15 protein-coding genes and 1 pseudogene are annotated in these 16,589 nt (G+C 67.3%); 6 read left to right on the forward strand and 10 right to left on the reverse strand.

Features of this window, described 5'->3' with window-relative positions:
* Nucleotides 1-35: 35 nt before the first annotated feature.
* Nucleotides 36-1,001, reverse strand: a complete 966-nt coding sequence (locus DPV79_RS07190) for a LysR family transcriptional regulator (RefSeq protein ID WP_113045089.1) — start codon at nucleotides 999-1,001, stop codon at nucleotides 36-38.
* A gap of 152 nt (nucleotides 1,002-1,153) precedes the next feature.
* Here DPV79_RS07190 and DPV79_RS07195 point away from each other — a divergent pair, with 152 nt between their 5' ends.
* Nucleotides 1,154-1,558, forward strand: coding sequence for a RidA family protein (locus tag DPV79_RS07195; protein ID WP_042975609.1), 405 nt, complete (start codon nucleotides 1,154-1,156; stop codon nucleotides 1,556-1,558).
* 26 nt (nucleotides 1,559-1,584) lie between these two features.
* Here DPV79_RS07195 and DPV79_RS07200 read toward each other — a convergent pair.
* Nucleotides 1,585-2,399: pseudogene (locus DPV79_RS07200) on the reverse strand (aminotransferase class IV family protein).
* 134 nt (nucleotides 2,400-2,533) lie between these two features.
* On the opposite strand from DPV79_RS07200, the gene DPV79_RS07205 reads away from it, so the two are divergent.
* Both DPV79_RS07205 and DPV79_RS07210 read left to right on the forward strand, forming a co-directional pair.
* Nucleotides 2,534-3,454, forward strand: a complete 921-nt coding sequence (locus DPV79_RS07205) for a LysR substrate-binding domain-containing protein (protein WP_021160366.1) — start codon at nucleotides 2,534-2,536, stop codon at nucleotides 3,452-3,454.
* Between the two features lie 81 nt (nucleotides 3,455-3,535).
* Nucleotides 3,536-3,946 carry an ACT domain-containing protein gene (locus tag DPV79_RS07210; protein WP_113045090.1) on the forward strand — a complete coding sequence of 137 codons (411 nt, stop codon included), beginning with the start codon at nucleotides 3,536-3,538 and terminating at the stop codon, nucleotides 3,944-3,946.
* Nucleotides 3,947-4,047: 101 nt separating this feature from the next.
* Here DPV79_RS07210 and DPV79_RS07215 read toward each other — a convergent pair whose 3' ends face one another.
* Both DPV79_RS07215 and uraH read right to left on the reverse strand, forming a co-directional pair.
* Nucleotides 4,048-5,241 (reverse strand): urate hydroxylase PuuD, encoded by a 1,194-nt coding sequence (locus DPV79_RS07215; protein ID WP_021160368.1) that lies wholly within the window; start codon nucleotides 5,239-5,241, stop codon nucleotides 4,048-4,050.
* 52 nt (nucleotides 5,242-5,293) lie between these two features.
* A complete protein-coding gene (gene uraH, locus DPV79_RS07220; protein WP_011657188.1) occupies nucleotides 5,294-5,647 on the reverse strand; it encodes a hydroxyisourate hydrolase in 354 nt (117 codons plus the stop codon).
* Between the two features lie 518 nt (nucleotides 5,648-6,165).
* Between uraH and DPV79_RS07230 the strand changes: the two genes are divergently transcribed.
* Complete coding sequence (locus DPV79_RS07230; protein ID WP_021160371.1) at nucleotides 6,166-7,578, forward strand: 8-oxoguanine deaminase; 1,413 nt, start codon at nucleotides 6,166-6,168, stop codon at nucleotides 7,576-7,578.
* A gap of 137 nt (nucleotides 7,579-7,715) precedes the next feature.
* On the opposite strand, the gene DPV79_RS07235 is transcribed toward DPV79_RS07230, so the two are convergent.
* On the reverse strand, nucleotides 7,716-8,645 hold the full coding sequence (locus DPV79_RS07235) for a LysR substrate-binding domain-containing protein (protein ID WP_006478550.1): 930 nt from the start codon (nucleotides 8,643-8,645) through the stop codon (nucleotides 7,716-7,718).
* A 222-nt stretch (nucleotides 8,646-8,867) separates the two neighbouring features.
* Nucleotides 8,868-9,077 carry a dodecin gene (locus tag DPV79_RS07240; RefSeq protein ID WP_021160372.1) on the reverse strand — a complete coding sequence of 70 codons (210 nt, stop codon included), beginning with the start codon at nucleotides 9,075-9,077 and terminating at the stop codon, nucleotides 8,868-8,870.
* Nucleotides 9,078-9,212: 135 nt separating this feature from the next.
* Here DPV79_RS07240 and DPV79_RS07245 point away from each other — a divergent pair, with 135 nt between their 5' ends.
* The gene (locus DPV79_RS07245) at nucleotides 9,213-10,106 is read left to right on the forward strand and encodes an NAD(P)-dependent oxidoreductase (RefSeq protein ID WP_048020970.1); all 894 of its coding nucleotides are present in this window, start codon (nucleotides 9,213-9,215) and stop codon (nucleotides 10,104-10,106) included.
* A gap of 66 nt (nucleotides 10,107-10,172) precedes the next feature.
* Here the strand turns inward: DPV79_RS07245 and DPV79_RS07250 are convergent, their stop codons facing one another.
* From DPV79_RS07250 to DPV79_RS07265, 4 genes are all read right to left on the reverse strand, one after another.
* Nucleotides 10,173-10,619 (reverse strand): hypothetical protein, encoded by a 447-nt coding sequence (locus tag DPV79_RS07250; protein ID WP_027784713.1) that lies wholly within the window; start codon nucleotides 10,617-10,619, stop codon nucleotides 10,173-10,175.
* Nucleotides 10,620-10,952: 333 nt separating this feature from the next.
* Nucleotides 10,953-11,384, reverse strand: a complete 432-nt coding sequence (gene mscL / locus DPV79_RS07255) for a large conductance mechanosensitive channel protein MscL (RefSeq protein ID WP_006487991.1) — start codon at nucleotides 11,382-11,384, stop codon at nucleotides 10,953-10,955.
* 233 nt (nucleotides 11,385-11,617) lie between these two features.
* Nucleotides 11,618-12,781, reverse strand: coding sequence for a tetratricopeptide repeat protein (locus DPV79_RS07260; protein ID WP_060220125.1), 1,164 nt, complete (start codon nucleotides 12,779-12,781; stop codon nucleotides 11,618-11,620).
* 90 nt (nucleotides 12,782-12,871) lie between these two features.
* Nucleotides 12,872-13,552 carry a PspA/IM30 family protein gene (locus tag DPV79_RS07265; protein ID WP_113045091.1) on the reverse strand — a complete coding sequence of 227 codons (681 nt, stop codon included), beginning with the start codon at nucleotides 13,550-13,552 and terminating at the stop codon, nucleotides 12,872-12,874.
* Nucleotides 13,553-13,995: 443 nt separating this feature from the next.
* Here DPV79_RS07265 and DPV79_RS07270 point away from each other — a divergent pair, with 443 nt between their 5' ends.
* The gene (locus DPV79_RS07270) at nucleotides 13,996-16,515 is read left to right on the forward strand and encodes a penicillin-binding protein 1A (RefSeq protein ID WP_021160379.1); all 2,520 of its coding nucleotides are present in this window, start codon (nucleotides 13,996-13,998) and stop codon (nucleotides 16,513-16,515) included.
* Nucleotides 16,516-16,589: the final 74 nt, after the last annotated feature.

Here is a 16,589-nt window from a genome sequence, read left to right on the forward strand (position 1 = left end):
CGGGTTTTTTCATGGTGCCGCCGTTTCGACGCGATTCAGATCGCCGCGGTCTTGCGCGCGTCGCGCGAACCATGGGCGCCGCGGCGCCGGTTCGCGACCGGCGCATGCTCGGCGATCAGCCCGGCGGCCCACTCGATGAAGACACGCAGCTTCGCGCTGACGTGCCGGTTCGGCGGGAACGCGACGTACATCGGCATCGGTTCGAGCTGCCATCGCTCGAACAGCGGCACCAGTTCGCCACGGGCGCGATGCACGCCGGCCATGTAGTCGGGCAGCCACAGAATGCCCAGCCCGGCGAGGCCGGCCTCGAGGTACGCATTGCCGTCGTCGACCGCGAGCACGTAGCGTCCGCGCACGGTGATCCGCTCGCCGCCGCATGCCATCGCAAACGGCAACGGCTTGCCGGTGCGCGCCCACAGGAACCCGACGATCCGGTGATGCGAGTCCTCCAGCTCGTCCGGATGAGCCGGCGTGCCGGCACGCGCGAGATAGGCCGGCGATGCGTACACGCCGAGCCGCAGGTCGCCGACATGCCGCGCGACCAGCGAGCGGTCGGTCGGCTCGCCGCCGCGCACGACGCAGTCGACGTTTTCGCCGATCACGTCCACCACGCGGTCGCTCACGCCCATGTCGAGCTGGATGTCCGGATAGCGCGCGTGGAACGCGGGCAGCGCGGGGATCAGGATCAGGCGCGCGAACGGGCTCGGCACGTCCACGCGCAGCCGCCCGCGGGGCGTCGCGGACGCCGCGGACAGGCTGGTTTCGGCATCGTCCATGTCGGCCAGCAGCCGCACGACGCGGTCGTAGTACGCGGCGCCGTCCGCGGTGACGACGACCTTGCGCGTCGTGCGGTTGAACAGCTTCACGCGCAGCCGTGCCTCGAGCTGCTGCACGAGTTGCGTGACGGTGGTGCGGCTCATGTGCAGTGTCTCGGCGGCCTTCGTGAAGCTGCCGGCTTCCACCACGCGGGCGAACGCCTGCATTGCGTCGAATCGGTCCATCGGGTCAGGGCTCCGCGTCGGTCGGGAATTGTTTGGGGCGCGCAAACAGTGTTGGACAGGGTTGCCGGTTTATTCACCGCGCCACCGTCCTTAAAGTGCCTTCATCGTCGATGCCGGGGCGGTTTCGCCCCACCAACCGAAGGAGGTGCTGAATGGTAAAGCGTAGCGTGGTTTTTCCGCCCGGTCGGCGGGCACTGTACGAGCGCAACCGCTATTCGCCGGCGCTGCGCTCGAACGGCTTCCTGTTCGTGTCCGGGCAGGTCGGCAGCCGCGAGGACGGCTCGCCCGAACCGGAACTGGGCGCGCAGGTCCGCCGCGCGTTCGACAACCTGAACGCGGTACTGCGCGCGGCCGGCTGCACGTTCGACGACGTCGTCGACGTGACGGTGTTCCTCGTCGATCCCGAAGCGACGTTCGAGCGGATCTGGGAGATCGTCCCCGAGTACTGGGGCGACGCGCCTTATCCGACGCTGACTGCCGTCGGCGTGACCTGGTTGTACGGCTTCCAGTTCGAGATCAAGGCGATCGCGCGGCTGCCGGAGACCGTCGACGGGTGAGCCATGCCCGACACGGGGCCCGCGCGTCACGGTGCGACGGGCATCTCCTGTTCATACGCACGATGCAGCAGCGCGACGAGCGACGACGAGTCCGGCAGCGTCGCCGTGCCGAACCGTCGCACGGCGACACCGGGTGTCCACGAATTCATCACGACGGCGCCGGCCATCGACGGCAGATCGGCCGGCGTCAGTTCACGATCGCGCTGTGCGACGCCCAGGCGTGCCAGTTGCCGGCGCACGATGCGCATCGTGACGCCGCCGAGCATGTCCGCCACCGGCCACACAACCGTGTCGCCGGTCCAGAACGCCAGATTCCAGATCGATCCTTCGCTGATGCGCGGTGGCGATCGACGAATGCCGCGTCGTCGAATCCCTGCGCGATCGCGCGGCGCAGGAAGTGCGTCTTGGCGACTTCGCCGACATGCTTGATTTCCGGCAGCACGCGCTCGTATTCGAACAGCGCGAGATCGAGCGGGCCCGCCGGCCCCGACGACGGCGCGGCGGTGCGCACCAGCACGTCGAGCGTTTCGTCGTCGCGCGGTGCGACGAATTCCCCCGTCGTCGCATGCACGGTCGCCGTCAGCGACAGCGCCGAGGGCGCGCGCTCGAGCGCAGCGCGCAGGAGCGCGCGAATCCGGTCGTCGGGCAGCGCCTGGCCGAACAGTGCGTTCGACGCATCGCGCAGCCGCGCGAGATGCAGGTCGAGGCCGCGTACGCGGCCGTCGCGCACCTGCATCGCGGTGAAATGCGCGTGGCCCGCGAATGCGAGCGGCGCGAGCGCGTCCGGGGTGGCGGCGCCGCCGTTGAGCTGAACGACGGACGGGAACGGGGCAATGGTCATCGGCGGATCTCCGGGTTCGGTCGCGAGCGCGGGGCGGCTCGCGGCATCGTCAAGAAAGCCTATTGTTTGCGGATTGATGGCATCTTGAAAAACGAGTAGTTTTGGAACGGTCATCAAATCCGGTTTGAAGATCGATGGAACGCATGTGGCCCGGTACGCGCGCGCTGAGGACGTTCGATGCGGCGGCGCGGCACCTGAATTTCTCGCGGGCGGCCGACGAGGTCGGGCTGACGCCGGCGGCGGTCAGTCATCAGATCAAGGAAATCGAGGCGCAGCTCGACGTCGTACTGTTCGTCCGCACGAGCCGCAGCATCCGGTTGACGCCGGCCGGTGTCGTGCTGGCCGCCGCGGCCGCCGATGCGCTGGCGGGCCTGCAGCGTGCGACGGCCCGGGCGCGGCGCATCGCGCGGGAGCAGACGGAGTTGCGCGTGTCGGTCGGCGCGCGTTTCGCGACGCACTGGCTGCTGCCGCGCCTGCCGCGTTTCAGGGCCGCGCATCCGGCGTTCGAGCTGACGTTCGACATCACCGACCGGTTGCGCGATTTCGACGATGACGACGTCGATGTCGCGATCCGCTTCGGCACCGGGCGTTATCGCGACGCGTGCGCGCAGCGCCTGTTCGATACGTCGGTCGTCGCGGTCTGCGGCCCGGCACTGCTGTCGGCCGGGCCGCCGTTGCGCAAGCCGCGCGATCTGCTGCGCCACACGCTCTGCCATGTCGACTGTGAAGTCGACGGCGTGACCTGGCCGCGCTGGTCGGCGTGGATGGCCGCGGCCGGCGTCGACGGTTTCGACGACAGCCGGTGCGTGTCGTTTCCGGATTCGAGCCACGTCGTGCAGGCCGTGACGGACGGCACGGCGGTCGGTCTTGCGGAACCGCACATGATCGCGCGCGATCTCGCGGAAGGGCGCGTCGTGCAGCTGTTCGACGTGAACGTCGGGGTGGCGCCGGGCCTTGCGTATCACGTCGTGTATCCCGAACGCACGCAGGACGATCCGCGTATCGTCGCACTGCGCGGCTGGCTCGCGGACGAAGTCGCGACGATGCGCGCGTAGTTGTAGCTGTGGCAGCGGCGGCGCATGCTATCGTGCCCGCACCTCCACCGCACGATGCCCGGTTCCGGGCGTGTTCTTCCGATGAGCCAACCTGAAAACGACCTCGCGACCCTGCTGAGCACGATGCAGCCCGAACTGCATCCGGGTGCGTTCGCCTTCGTGTCGCTGCCGGCCGATGCAGACGTATCGTTATCCGAAGTCATTGCGACGTTCCGCGAAGCGGAAGGGCTGACGGTCGTGGTCGACGAGGAAACGGCTGCACGTCGCGGCTGGCCGGTGCTGTTCCGCTCGGCCTGGATCACGCTGACCGTGCATTCCGACCTGGCGGCCGTCGGCCTCACGGCGGCGTTCGCGCGGGCACTCGGCGCGGCCGGCATCAGCTGCAACGTGATGGCGGCCGCGTACCACGATCACATCTTCGTGCCGTTCGACGACGGCCCGCGCGCGCTCGATGCGCTCGTCGCGCTCCAGCGCGACGCGACGCGCGGCTGACGCGCGAAGGGCATTCGCGACGCGCCAAAAAAAACGGGCCCGTCACCGGGCCCGAGAACGGAGAGGATTGCACCGGGCACTCACACCCGGCGCACGGCGGCTTATTTGTTCGCGCCACCCTCGAACCAGGCGGCGAGCTTCGTCCGCTCGTCGTCGGTCATGTGCGTGACGTTGCCGATCGGCATCGCCTTCAGGCGCACGGCCTGTTCGTAGATGCGCTGTGCGTTCTTCGACACTTCGTCCGGCGTGTCGAACATCACGCCCGCGGGCGCGCTGCCCATCAGCGTCGGCTTCGACGAGTGGCACTCGACGCAGCGTTGCTGCAGGATCGGCATGATGTCGTTGATCACGATCTTCGGTGCGTTGGCCGCTTGCGCTTCCGGCGCGACCGGCTTCGGCATCGTCCAGACCAGCGCGCCCGACAGCAGCGCGACGCCGCCGATCGGCAGGTACCACAGCTGCTTGCCGCGGTGACGCATCACGAAGAACTGGCGGATCAGCGCGCCGGCCAGCATGATCAGCACGAGCACGACCCAGTTGAACTTGTTCGTGTAGGTCATCGCGTAGTGGTTCGACAGCATCGCGAACACGACCGGCAGCGTGAAGTACGTGTTGTGCACCGAGCGCTGCTTGCCGCGCTTGCCGTAGATCGGGTTCGGCTCTTCGCCCTTGAGCATCTTGTCGACCATCTTGCGCTGGCCGGGGATGATCACGAAGAACACGTTCGCCGACATGATCGTCGCGAGCATCGCGCCGACGATCAGGTAGGCGGCACGGCCCGCGAAGATATGGCACGCGAGGTAGGCGGCGGCGACCACGTAGATGCCGACGCAGATGCCGAGCACGCGGTCGTTGGTGCCGAGGATGCGGCACAGCGAGTCGTAGACGATCCAGCCGGCGGCGAGGAAGCCGAGTGCGGACGCGACGGCGACCACCGGGCCCATGTCGAGCACGCTCTTGTCGATCAGGTAGGTGTTCGGTGCGAGCAGGTACAACACGAAGAACAGCGAGAAGCCCGACAGCCAGGTGGTGTACGACGGCCACTTCGACCAGTGCAGGTCATCCGGCATTTCCGGCGGGGCGACCGTGTACTTCTGCATGTTGTAGAAACCGCCGCCGTGGACATGCCACAGCTCGCCGAACACACCGCGCTTGCGCTGGTTCGGGTCGGTCGGCGGTTTCAGGCTGTTGTCGAGCGCGACGAAATAGAACGACTCGCCGATCCACGCAATGGCGACGATGACGTGCAGCCATCGCAGCGCGAGGTTCAGCCAGTCGGTGATGAAGCCTTCCATGAAACTCCTCCAGACTCAAATCGTTTGTTTGATGCGGGCGCTGATTCGAATGTCAGCTGCCGCGATAGGTGCTGTACGACCACGGCGACACGAGCAGCGGCACGTGGTAGTGCGAAGCGGTGTCGGCGATGCCGAAGCGCAGCACGACGCGGTCGACGAAACGGGGTTCGGGCACCTTCACGCCGAGCGACGCGAAGTAGTCGCCGGCATGGAACACGAGTTCGTATTCGCCGGCGGCGAGCGCGGCGCCTTCGAGCAGGGGTTCGTCGCAGCGGCCGTCGCTATTGGTCAGCACGGTCTTGATCGCGCGGCGCGATTCGCCGTCCAGCGCGTAGAGGTCCACCTTGATTGCCGCGCCGGGACGGCCGTGCGCCGTATCGAGTACGTGGGTAGTGAGCTTTCCCATTCGTTGAGTCCTTGTGTGAATGCGAGGTTCGGCGGCGACTCGATCCATTGACTGTGCGGCGGATCGAGGCTCCACGTCACGTGGCTACATACCCGTCGGCGAGATTGAAGCGAGCGCCGTGCAGGCATTGTAAAAAGGTTCCCCGCGCAAATACGGGCGCGATATCAAAGATAATGCGCCGCGCATGAGCGGCTGTCGACGGTACGCCGGATACCGCTTCCGGCGGGCTTTTCGGGTGTTTCCGGCCTTCCGCCGGGCGGTGCGCGGCGTACCATATCGAAACCGTGAAGCGCGGTATTCCGGATCGCGCATTGTGTGCGGCGCGTGCTTGGGCGATCCTCCCGCCGTGCGCGTCGGCTTGTGGCCCGCGCGTACCCCGAAGACGGCGAGCACGCCGGGTAACCGGGCCAGGGCGTTCGAACGGACGCAGGCACCGGAGCGTGCCGCGATTCAGCGTTCGAACGGCTGTGTGACCGCCTCCAGGATCAGCGCCTGGGGCAGACCGACGCGGAGAACGCATGAACCTCGAGCAGCACGCTGGCGCACGCGCGCCGAACCCTTCCTCATCCCGCCCGAAGACCCTGCTGGTCAAGCACGCCGACGTGCTCGTGACCATGGACGACACGCGCCGCGAGCTGCGCGACGCCGGGCTCTACATCGAAGACAACCGGATCGTCGCGGTCGGCCCGAGCGCCGAGCTGCCCGACACGGCCGACGAAGTGCTGGACCTGCGCGGCCACCTCGTGATCCCGGGGCTCGTGAACACGCACCACCACATGTACCAGAGCCTGACGCGCGCGGTGCCGGCCGCGCAGAATGCCGAACTGTTCGGCTGGCTCACGAACCTGTACCGGATCTGGGCGCACCTGACGCCCGAGATGATCGAGGTGTCGACGCTCACCGCGATGGCCGAGCTGCTGCAGTCGGGCTGCACGACGTCGAGCGACCACCTGTACATCTACCCGAACGGCAGCCGCCTCGACGACAGCATCGGCGCCGCGCAGCGGATCGGCATGCGCTTTCACGCGAGCCGCGGCTCGATGAGCGTCGGCCAGCGCGACGGCGGGCTGCCGCCCGATTCGGTTGTCGAGCGCGAGCCCGAGATCCTGCGCGACACGCAGCGCCTGATCGAGACCTATCACGACGAGGGCCGTTACGCGATGCTGCGCGTGGTGGTCGCGCCGTGCTCGCCGTTCTCGGTGAGCCGCGAGCTGATGCGCGACGCGGCCGTGCTGGCGCGCGAATACGGCGTGTCGCTGCACACGCACCTCGCGGAGAACGTCAACGATATCGCGTACAGCCGCGAGAAGTTCGGGATGACGCCGGCCGAATATGCGGAAGATCTCGGCTGGGTCGGCCACGACGTGTGGCATGCGCACTGCGTGCAGCTCGACGATGCGGGCATCGGCCTGTTCGCTCGCACCGGCACGGGCGTCGCGCACTGTCCGTGCTCGAACATGCGGCTCGCGTCGGGCATCGCGCCGGTGAAGAAGATGCGTCTCGCGGGCGTGCCGGTCGGCCTTGGCGTTGACGGCTCCGCGTCGAACGACGGCGCGCAGATGGTCGCGGAAGTGCGGCAGGCGCTGCTGCTGCAACGGGTCGGTTTCGGGCCCGATGCGATGACCGCGCGCGAAGCGCTCGAGATCGCGACGCTCGGCGGCGCGAAGGTGCTGAACCGCGACGATATCGGCGCGCTGAAGCCCGGCATGGCCGCCGACTTCGCCGCATTCGACCTGCGCCAGCCGCTGTTCGCGGGCGCGCTGCACGATCCGGTCGCGGCGCTGGTGTTCTGCGCGCCGTCGCAGACGGCATACACGGTGGTGAACGGGAAGGTGGTGGTGCGGGAGGGGCGGCTGGCGACGCTCGATCTGCCGCCTGTCATCGCGCGGCATAACGCGCTGGCGCAGGCACTCGTGGAGGCGTCGCGCTGATGCACTGAGCGGGAGAGTGCGCCGCGCGCTGCACGTCGGGCGCGTGGCGGCCGAGGCCGGGATCCGTCACGCGCGGCCGCACGAGGCCACTTCGGGCCACGCCGCAGCGGCGTGGCCGGCGCGCGCGTCGTGCGCGCTTACGCTTCGATCAGCGTGCGGGTGGCTTCGGCGACGAGGCTGCGCAGCCAGCGCACTTCGTCGGAGTAGTGGCAGCGCTCGTGCCACAGCTGGTAGTACTGCATCGGCGGGAAGTCGAGCGGTGCCGGCACGACCGACAGCGGCAGGAACTTCGCGTAGTGATCGGCGAACAGGCGCGTCGTCGTGAAGATCAGGTCGGATTTCACGAGCACGTACGGCGCGAGGTTGAAGTACGGCAGCGTGACGACCACGTGGCGCTTCAGGCGTTCGCGCGCGAGATGCACGTCGATCGCGCCGCGCTGGCCGACCGAGTACGGCGTCGGCGCGAGATGCGGCGCGTTCAGGTACTGGTCGAGCGTGAGCCCGCCACGCTTCGCGAACGGGTGCGTATTGCTCATCAGGCAGACGATTTCGTCGACGAACAGGTTCGACAGGTGCAGCTGCTCGGGCGGTTCCGGCCAGTTGCCGACGACGATGTCGAGCTTGCCGTCCTCCAGTGCGAGCTCGTAGTCGAATGCGGGGCCGAGCGAATGGAACTCGAGCGTCGCGTTCGGCGCGGCCAGGCGGAAGCGCTCGACGACGGTCGGCACGAACAGCACGTTCAGGTAGTCGGGGCAGCCGATCCGGTAGCAGCGGATCGACGTGGCCGGGTCGAAGTTGTGCTGCTGGAACTTGATCCGCTCGATTTCACGCAGCGCGTTCTGCACGGGCTCGAGCAGGCGCAGCCCGTATTCGGTCGGCACCATGCCGGATTTGCCGCGCACCAGCAGCGGATCGCCGGTGATGTCGCGCAGGCGCCGCAGCGCGGCGCTGATCGCCGGTTGCGACTGGTTCAGTTTGACGGCCGCGCGCGTGACGCTGCGCTCCATCAACAAGGTGTGCAAGACGCGCAAGAGGTACGTGTCGATCGCCTCGCGTTGCTGACTCATGATTTCTCCGGGTTATATGTCTGGGCTGATCGAGGGGTACTGTGGGTATATCGTTTTTAATATGAACGAAAGTCAGCGTCAAGAGATGGATACCCGCAGGCACCCGCCGGCCGGGCCTCGACAAGGGGCCTGAACGGGGCTGCAAGCGGGCGCGCCGCGCCGTGCGGAGGCACGTGTCGTGCGACTCCGGATCGCGGCGCGGCGTGGGATGCGACGGGCGCGTCAGTCGTCGATGCGCATGCCGACCTTCAGCGTCACCTGCCAGTGAACGACCTGGTCGCCTTCGATGTGGCCGCGCGTTTCGGTCACCTGGAACCAGTGCAGGTTGTGCAGCGTCTTGCCGGCTTTCGAGATCGCGTTGCGGATGGCGTCGTCGCTCGATTGCTGTGACGAACCGGTCAGTTCGATCATCTTGTACACGTGGTCGCTCATGATGCGCTCCCTGGGATATCGCCATATATCGCCGGTGCAGGTCGCGTTCCCGAAGCGGCGCCGCGCATGCCCGGCTTCTTGAGTGATAGGTATGATGGGCGGCAAGTGCAACCCATATCGGAGACGAGGAACATCGTGGAAGTCGGATTTTGCGGACCGGGATTGATGGGCGCGCCGATGATTCGGCATTTGCTGGCGGCCGGGCATCGGGTCAGCGTGTGGAATCGTTCGCGCGACAAGGCCGAGGCGCTCGTGAAGGACGGCGCGCAAGTGGCCGGCACGCCGCGTGAACTGGCGGAGCGCGTCGATACGGTATTCGTGTGCGTGCTCGACGGCCGCGCGGTGGGCGACGTCGTGTTCGGCGAGCACGGGCTGCTGGCCGGCGATGCCGCCGCGCGTCGCCTGCAACGCATCGTCGATCATTCGAGCATCCCGCCCGCCGCGACGCGCGATTACGCGGCGCGCGCGGCCGCACTCGGCGTCGGCTGGATCGATGCGCCCGTATCGGGCGGCGTGCCCGGTGCGCAGGCCGGCACGCTCGCGGTGATGGCCGGCGGCCGCGCGGCCGATCTCGACACGGTGCGGCCGCTGATCGACACGTACGCGTCGCGCATCACGCACATGGGCGACGCGGGCGCGGGGCAGACGGCGAAGCTGTGCAACCAGGCGATCGTTACCGCGACGGTGACCGCGATTGCCGAGGCCGTCGGCCTCGCGCAGGCGAGCGGCATCGATGCCGCCCGCCTGGCCGAAGCGCTGGCCGGCGGCTGGGCCGATTCGGTGCTGCTGCAGACGTTCGTGCCGCGCATGACGTCGGGCGGTCATGCACCGATCGGCGCGCTCGGCACGTTCCAGAAGGACGTCGATGCGATCGCCGACGCGGCGCGCGACACGGGTGCGGTGATGCCGGTGTCGGCCACCGTGCAGCAGGTGCTGCGGCTAGGCGCCGCGCAAGGGCTCGCCGGCGCCGATTTCGCCGCGTTCATCGACATCGTGCGGCCCGGCAACGGGCGTCGCCAGGCGTCGTGACGGGCAAGCGGGGCGGGTGAATGGCAGATGGGCCGCCCGGAGGCGGCCCATCGAATGGCAGGCGGATCAGCCGAGGGAGCGGGGTGTCGTGTCGCCGGCGTTCTGGCGGCCGAGCCCGCCGCGCAGGCTCGCTTTCGTGCCTGCACCAAACTCGGGCAGGATGCGCGCACGCGCACGGCTGGCGAACACGAGGAAACCGAAGCCGTTCGCTTCGTACCAGTAACCACCGTTCTCGAGGCCGTCGAGCGGCTGCTCGAGTGCGTTGGCGATCGATTCGATGCAGCGCTTGCGCAGCTCGGCGATGGCGGGATAGGGCGGCTGGGCGCCGCGCACGCTGCACAGGAGCACGTCGAGACCGGGCAGCACGTGGGCGTACAGGACGGGTTCGTCCTGCGCACGGGCGCGGGCAATCTTGGTGTCGAGCTGGGCAAACGGTTTCGAGTGGCGCAATACCGCGAGGAATGACTCCTGGCCATCCTGCTGGGCACGCCGACGTTTTTTCGGGAAGGACATAAACACTCGCCTCAAAAACAATTGCAAGAAATGCGGCATTTTCATGCGACCCACTCCCGGCTATGTACGCCGCATGTCGATCCTTTATAGCACACGAAAATGCTGCCTTCGTGCAGTACGACGATCAATGTCTCCCGTCGACCTGCTCGCCATGATCGACACAGTCAGCGTCTTGGCGCCCGTACTGTCGTTTAGTCTCCATCATAGACCTGCTTTTCCCGCGCGTGCATTCGCCCGTCACAAAAAAGTGAGATAGGCCGCATGCGGCGGTGCATCGCGCGCGCAATAAAAAGGCCCGCACGGGGCGGGCCTGGCAGGCGGAGTGCTCGGCGATCAGCGCTGCTTCAGCGAATCGCGGATCTCGCGCAGCAGCACAGTGTCTTCCGGCGTCGCGGCCGGTGCGGCTTCTTCCGGCTTGCGCAGCTTGTTGATGAATTTCACCATCAGGAAAATGATGAACGCGAGGATGACGAAATTGATCGCCACGGTGATGAACGAGCCGTAGCCGAACGCGGCGACACCCGCGGCCTGCAGGTCCTTGAACGAATCGGGATTACCCTTGAACGTCGGGGGGATGGTGCCGAGCAGAACGAACTTGTTCGAGAAATCCAGACCGCCCGTCAGCACGCCGATCACCGGCATGATGAGGTCTTTCACGACCGAGTCGACGATCTTCGAGAACGCGCCGCCGATGATCACGCCGACGGCGAGATCCATGACGTTGCCCTTGACGGCGAACTCCTTGAATTCCTTGATGATGCTCATGAGCGGCTTTCTCCTGTTGGGGGCGAGGGGAGGCGTGCCGCGACGCGCGGGGATGCAGAGCGTCGAATGAGGGTCGGTGGCACGCCGATGGCCGCATGATAGCGAACGCTCCCCATTGCCGGTAGTCCATCTTGAAATGATTGACAAAATCCGCGCGTCGGCGCGGCCGGCGATGAAGGGGAGCGTGGCGTGCGTTGCAGCGCGTCGCGGGCGTGTCGACGCGCTGCGCGGCGTCAGGTGTTGTCGTCGGTCCAGCCGTCGTCGTTGCTGCCGAGGTCCATGCCGCCGCCGCCGTTGCCGTCGCTCCAGTTCGACGCATCGCCGCGGCCCAGGTCGAAGCCCGGGTCGTTCTCCTGCCGGTGGCGTTCGCCGTCGACGATCACGTCGCGTTCGACCACGCGCTCGCGGCCGCCCGACATCGCCTCGCCGAGCAATACGCCCGTCAGCAGCCCGCCCATGCCGCCGCCGAAACCGCCGCCGCCTTGCTGGATCACGACGGGCGGCTGCTGTTGCGGGTAGGGTTGCGGCGGATACGGCTGGCCCTGCGCGCCCGTCATGCGATCGGCTTCCTGTGCATACACGGAGCCGCTGCCGTTCGCCGGTGCAGCAGGTTGCGCGGCCGGGTCGGGACGCCCTTCGACGCGTGCCTTGACGCTCGCATGGCGCTGTTCGAGTTCGTCGACGCGATAGGGCGGTACCGGATTCTTGCCGTTGGACAGCGTTTCGACGAGCGTGCGCGCGTCGGTCTCGATCGCTTCGAGTTCGCCCGTGAGCGCCGCGGCCCCCGGCGCCGTCGACAGCTTCGCGTCGAGCTTCAGCGGGCGGATGTCGTTCAGCACGTCGGTGGCGCGCTTGAGCTGCGTGCGGCGCTCGTCGTCGGCGCGGCTGTCATCGGCCGTGCGCGCGCGCCGCAGCGTCCAGCGCAGCACCAGCGCGATCACCGCGACGATCAGCCCGAGGCCGATCCACATGCCGGTCGACGGGCCGTGTTTTTCGGCCGGCGCGGCAGCGGGCGCGAGCGACGATTGCAGCGTACCGGCCTGCGTCGCCGACGGCACGTTGCCGCTCACGCGCGCGGCGTCGGCGCGAATGCGCGACTCCGTCTGGGCAAAGCGCGACGCATCGGTGAACTTCAGTTGCGGATCGAGCGACTTCGCGCGCTGCAGCTGCGCGAGCGCATCGGACGCGCGGCCCTCGCGGTCCAGCACCTGTGCATACAGGTAGCGCGCGTGCGCGTTGTTCGGATGGGCGTCGATGACTTGCGACAGCTGCGTGTCGGCCTGCTGCCAGTTGCGTTGCGCGATCGACTGCTCGACCTGCTGCAGCGACGGGACCGCAAACGCGGCGGACGACAGCAACATCAGCGAGAGGCCGAGTGCGGCGAGAGATTTCTTCATGGTCGAACCGGGCGCAGGCGCCCGTCTCCTGACGATCGGTTCGCGCCGCGCGCCCGGGGCGGGCGGCGGCGCGGTTGCCCGCAGTTGCCGTTACTGCGCGGGCGTGTCGAGCTGCTTCTTCAGCGCGGCGAGGCGATCCTCGACCGACGGGCCCTTGTTCAGCGCGGCGAGCTTGTCGTCGAGTGCCTTGCCGCTCGACGTGTCGGCGGAATTGAGGCGCGCGTCCGAGCGGGCGTTCTGCAGCGCGACCTTGTCCTCGAGCTTCTGGAAATCCTCGGACAGGTTCTTGCCGCCGATGCCGCCCAGCGCGCTGGCCGCGACGTCCTTCGCCTGTGCGATTTCCTGCTTGGCCTGCAGGATGTTCGAGCGTGCATTCAGGTCGTTGCGGCGCTGACGCATGTCGGCGATCTGCCCCTTCAGCTTGTCGACCGACGGCTCGAGCGTCGACAGTTCGGCCGCGAGCGCGTCACGCTCGGCTTCCGCGTTCGACTGCGCGCTGAGCGCCTCGCGTGCGAGTGCCTCGTCGCCGGCCTGCAGCGCGCGCTTCGCGCCGTCCTCGTACTTCTTCACCTTGTCGTCGGCCGCATCGCGCTTGCTGCGCTGGGTCGCGACCTGTGCCTCGATCTCGATCAGCGAATTCTCGGCACGACCGATGCTGTCGTCGAGCTCCCGCACGATCTGCCGTGCGTCGCGCGACGGATCCTGTACCGAATCGGCCGCATCGTTCAGCAGGCCTTTGATCGTGCGCGAAACAGAGTCGAAAAGCGACATGAAATCCTCCGTGATTGAAAGGCGCCGCGTCACCGCGGCAGTGCCCGTAGCGAGCCGGTTCCGACCCGCATGAGCCGGCGGATATTACACCACCGGTTCACTTAAATACGGCTTAAACGCGCGACTTCAAGCGGCGTGCGCATCAGGATGTCGAACCTTTCGCGGTTGAAAGAAAATCGACCGTGCGCACCATATTGCGTGTCCATGATAGGCAGAGGATGCCGACAATACGTTCCTCAAATCACGGCATTGCGGGAATTTTTACAAAAAATCGCGAAGGCACCCGGTCGATTTCATTAAAATGCGCTGTCACGTCGCGGGAACGGATCGCCGCGCGGCGGGGTCTGTCGACGTGACAGCCGCATCACGCTGTACCCGCTCTGATTCATCCGCTTGCATTTCCGCATGCGTCCGAGGGTGCCACGTACGCCCGCCATTCCGACATGCCAATTATCAAACGACCGCCTTCTTCTTCCGACAGGAACGAACCCCACTACACGCTGCGCCGTTCGCCGTCCGGAGCCTATTACCCCGATGACGACGATCGCGACGACGACCGCCGCACCCAGCGCAGCAGCGGCGGCGGAGGGCGCCGTCGCTCGTTCGGCTCGCGCGTCGCGCTGTGGTTCGCCGGCCTGTTCGCGACGCTGGCGATCGTCGGCGCGCTGATCGTCGGCTACGCGCTGGTCGTGATGGCGCCGCAACTGCCGTCGCTCGATGCGCTGACCAATTACCAGCCGAAGGTGCCGCTGCGCGTGTTCACGGCCGATCACGTGCTGATCGGCGAGTTCGGCGAGGAGCGCCGCAGCCTCGTGCGGTTCCAGGACATTCCCGACGTGATGAAGAAGGCCGTGCTCGCGATCGAGGACTACCGCTTCTACGAGCACGGCGGTGTCGACTTCGTCGGCATCCTGCGCGCGGGCGTCGCCGACCTGATGCACGGCGGCGCGCGCCAGGGCGCGAGCACGATCACGATGCAGGTCGCGCGCAACTTCTTCCTGTCGAGCGAGAAGACCTACACGCGCAAGATTTACGAAATGCTGCTCGCGTACAAGATCGAGAAGGCCCTGACGAAGGACCAGATCCTCGAGCTGTACATGAACCAGATCTATCTCGGCCAGCGCTCGTACGGCTTCGCGGCCGCCGCGCGCGTGTATTTCGGCAAGGACCTGAAGGACATCACGCTCGCGGAAGCGGCGATGCTCGCGGGGCTGCCGAAGGCGCCGTCCGCCTATAACCCGGTCGTCAATCCGAAACGCGCGAAGGTGCGCCAGGAATACATCCTGAAGCGCATGCTCGAGGTCGGCTACATCACGCAGCCGCAGTACGACGAGGCCGTGAAGGAAGAGATCCACGTGCGCACGCCGGGCAACCAGTACGCGGTGCACGGCGAGTACGTCGCCGAGATGGTGCGGCAGATGATGTATCAGCAGTACAAGGACGAAACCTATACGCGCGGGCTGACCGTCACGACGACGATCAATTCGGCCGACCAGGAAGCCGCGTACCAGGCCGTGCGTCGCGGCATTCTCGACTACGAGCGCCGCCACGGCTATCGCGGGCCGGAAGCGTCGATCCAGCTGCCCGCGGCCGGCGACGACCGCGACGAGGCGATCGACGACGCGCTCGCCGATCACCCGGACAACGGCGACCTGCAGTCGGCAGTCGTGCTGTCGGCGTCGCCGAACGCGGTCGAGGTGCAGTTCGTCGGCGGCGCGACCACGACGATCGGGCCGGCCGGGCTGCGCTTCGTGTCGGCCGCATTGAGCCCGCGCGCGAACGATACGCTGCGCATCAAGCCGGGCTCGGTCGTGCGCGTGCTGAAGGACGGCAAGACGGGCTGGCAGGTCGTGCAGTTGCCGCAGGTCGAAGGCGCGCTCGTCGCGATCGCGCCGCAGGATGGCGCGATCCGCTCGCTCGTCGGCGGCTTCGACTTCAACAAGAGCAAGTTCAACCACGTGACGCAGGCATGGCGGCAGCCGGGCTCGTCGTTCAAGCCGTTCATCTACTCGGCGTCGCTCGACAAGGGCATGGGGCCAGCGACGATGATCAACGACGCGCCGCTGTACTTCCCGCCGAGCGTGCCGGGCGGCACCGCCTGGGAGCCGAAGGACGACGACCAGCCGGACGGCCCGATGACGATGCGTACCGGCCTGCAGCGTTCGAAGAACCTCGTGTCGATCCGGATCCTCGCGTCGATCGGCACGCAGTATGCGCAGCAGTACGTGACGCAGCGCTTCGGCTTCGATCCCGCGAAGACGCCGCCTTACCTGCCGATGGCGCTCGGCGCGGGCCTCGTGACGCCGCTGCAGCTCGCGACGGGTTATGCGGTGTTCGCGAACGGCGGCTACAAGGTCGATCCGTACCTGATCGCCGAGGTCGACGACGCGCGCGGCCAGCCGCTGCAGAAGTCGCAGCCGGTGCTGGCGGGCAGCACGGCGCCGCGCACGATCGAAGGCCGCAACGCGTACGTGATGAACAGCCTGCTGCATTCGGTCGCGACGGCCGGCACGGGCGCGGGCACCAACGCACTGGGCCGCAGCGACCTGCAGGGCAAGACCGGTACGACGAACGACGCGAAGGACGGCTGGTTCGCCGGCTACCAGCAATCGCTCGTCGCGGTTGCATGGATGGGCTTCGACCAGCCGAAGAGCCTCGGCAGCCGCGAGTTCGGCGCGCAGCTCGCACTGCCGATCTGGGTGAACTACATGCGCACCGCGCTGAACGGCGTGCCCGAGCAGCAGATGCCGATGCCGGACGGCCTGACCTCGATCGACGGTGAGCTGTACTACGCCGATCGCACGCCGGGCAACGGCTTCGTCGCGAACGTCGACATCAACCCGGCCGAGAACGCGATCAGCGCGAACGACGCGCTGGGTTCGGCCGGTGCGGCCGGGCTGGCGCCGCCGCCCGTCACGCCGCAGGAGAAGCAGCAGATCATGGACATGTTCGAGAACAAGTAAGCGGGATACCGCTGTTCATGCATGCGACGGGCGCCTTCGGGCGCCCGTTTTTTTTGTGGGTCGACGCAAGCGGG

This window comes from Burkholderia reimsis, assembly GCF_003294055.1.
GTDB classification, from domain to species: domain Bacteria; phylum Pseudomonadota; class Gammaproteobacteria; order Burkholderiales; family Burkholderiaceae; genus Burkholderia; species Burkholderia cepacia.

Excerpts from the sequence above, each read along its gene's own strand:
- DPV79_RS07190 (WP_113045089.1), bottom strand. The coding sequence starts at position 1,001 with ATGGACCGATTCGACGCAATGCAGGCGTTCGCCCGCGTGGTGGAAGCC.
- DPV79_RS07195 (WP_042975609.1), top strand. The coding sequence starts at position 1,154 with ATGGTAAAGCGTAGCGTGGTTTTTCCGCCCGGTCGGCGGGCACTGTAC.
- DPV79_RS07205 (WP_021160366.1), top strand. The coding sequence starts at position 2,534 with ATGGAACGCATGTGGCCCGGTACGCGCGCGCTGAGGACGTTCGATGCG.
- DPV79_RS07210 (WP_113045090.1), top strand. The coding sequence starts at position 3,536 with ATGAGCCAACCTGAAAACGACCTCGCGACCCTGCTGAGCACGATGCAG.
- DPV79_RS07215 (WP_021160368.1), bottom strand. The coding sequence starts at position 5,241 with ATGGAAGGCTTCATCACCGACTGGCTGAACCTCGCGCTGCGATGGCTG.
- uraH (WP_011657188.1), bottom strand. The coding sequence starts at position 5,647 with ATGGGAAAGCTCACTACCCACGTACTCGATACGGCGCACGGCCGTCCC.
- DPV79_RS07230 (WP_021160371.1), top strand. The coding sequence starts at position 6,166 with ATGAACCTCGAGCAGCACGCTGGCGCACGCGCGCCGAACCCTTCCTCA.
- DPV79_RS07235 (WP_006478550.1), bottom strand. The coding sequence starts at position 8,645 with ATGAGTCAGCAACGCGAGGCGATCGACACGTACCTCTTGCGCGTCTTG.
- DPV79_RS07240 (WP_021160372.1), bottom strand. The coding sequence starts at position 9,077 with ATGAGCGACCACGTGTACAAGATGATCGAACTGACCGGTTCGTCACAG.
- DPV79_RS07250 (WP_027784713.1), bottom strand. The coding sequence starts at position 10,619 with ATGTCCTTCCCGAAAAAACGTCGGCGTGCCCAGCAGGATGGCCAGGAG.
- mscL (WP_006487991.1), bottom strand. The coding sequence starts at position 11,384 with ATGAGCATCATCAAGGAATTCAAGGAGTTCGCCGTCAAGGGCAACGTC.
- DPV79_RS07260 (WP_060220125.1), bottom strand. The coding sequence starts at position 12,781 with ATGAAGAAATCTCTCGCCGCACTCGGCCTCTCGCTGATGTTGCTGTCG.
- DPV79_RS07265 (WP_113045091.1), bottom strand. The coding sequence starts at position 13,552 with ATGTCGCTTTTCGACTCTGTTTCGCGCACGATCAAAGGCCTGCTGAAC.
- DPV79_RS07270 (WP_021160379.1), top strand. The coding sequence starts at position 13,996 with ATGCCAATTATCAAACGACCGCCTTCTTCTTCCGACAGGAACGAACCC.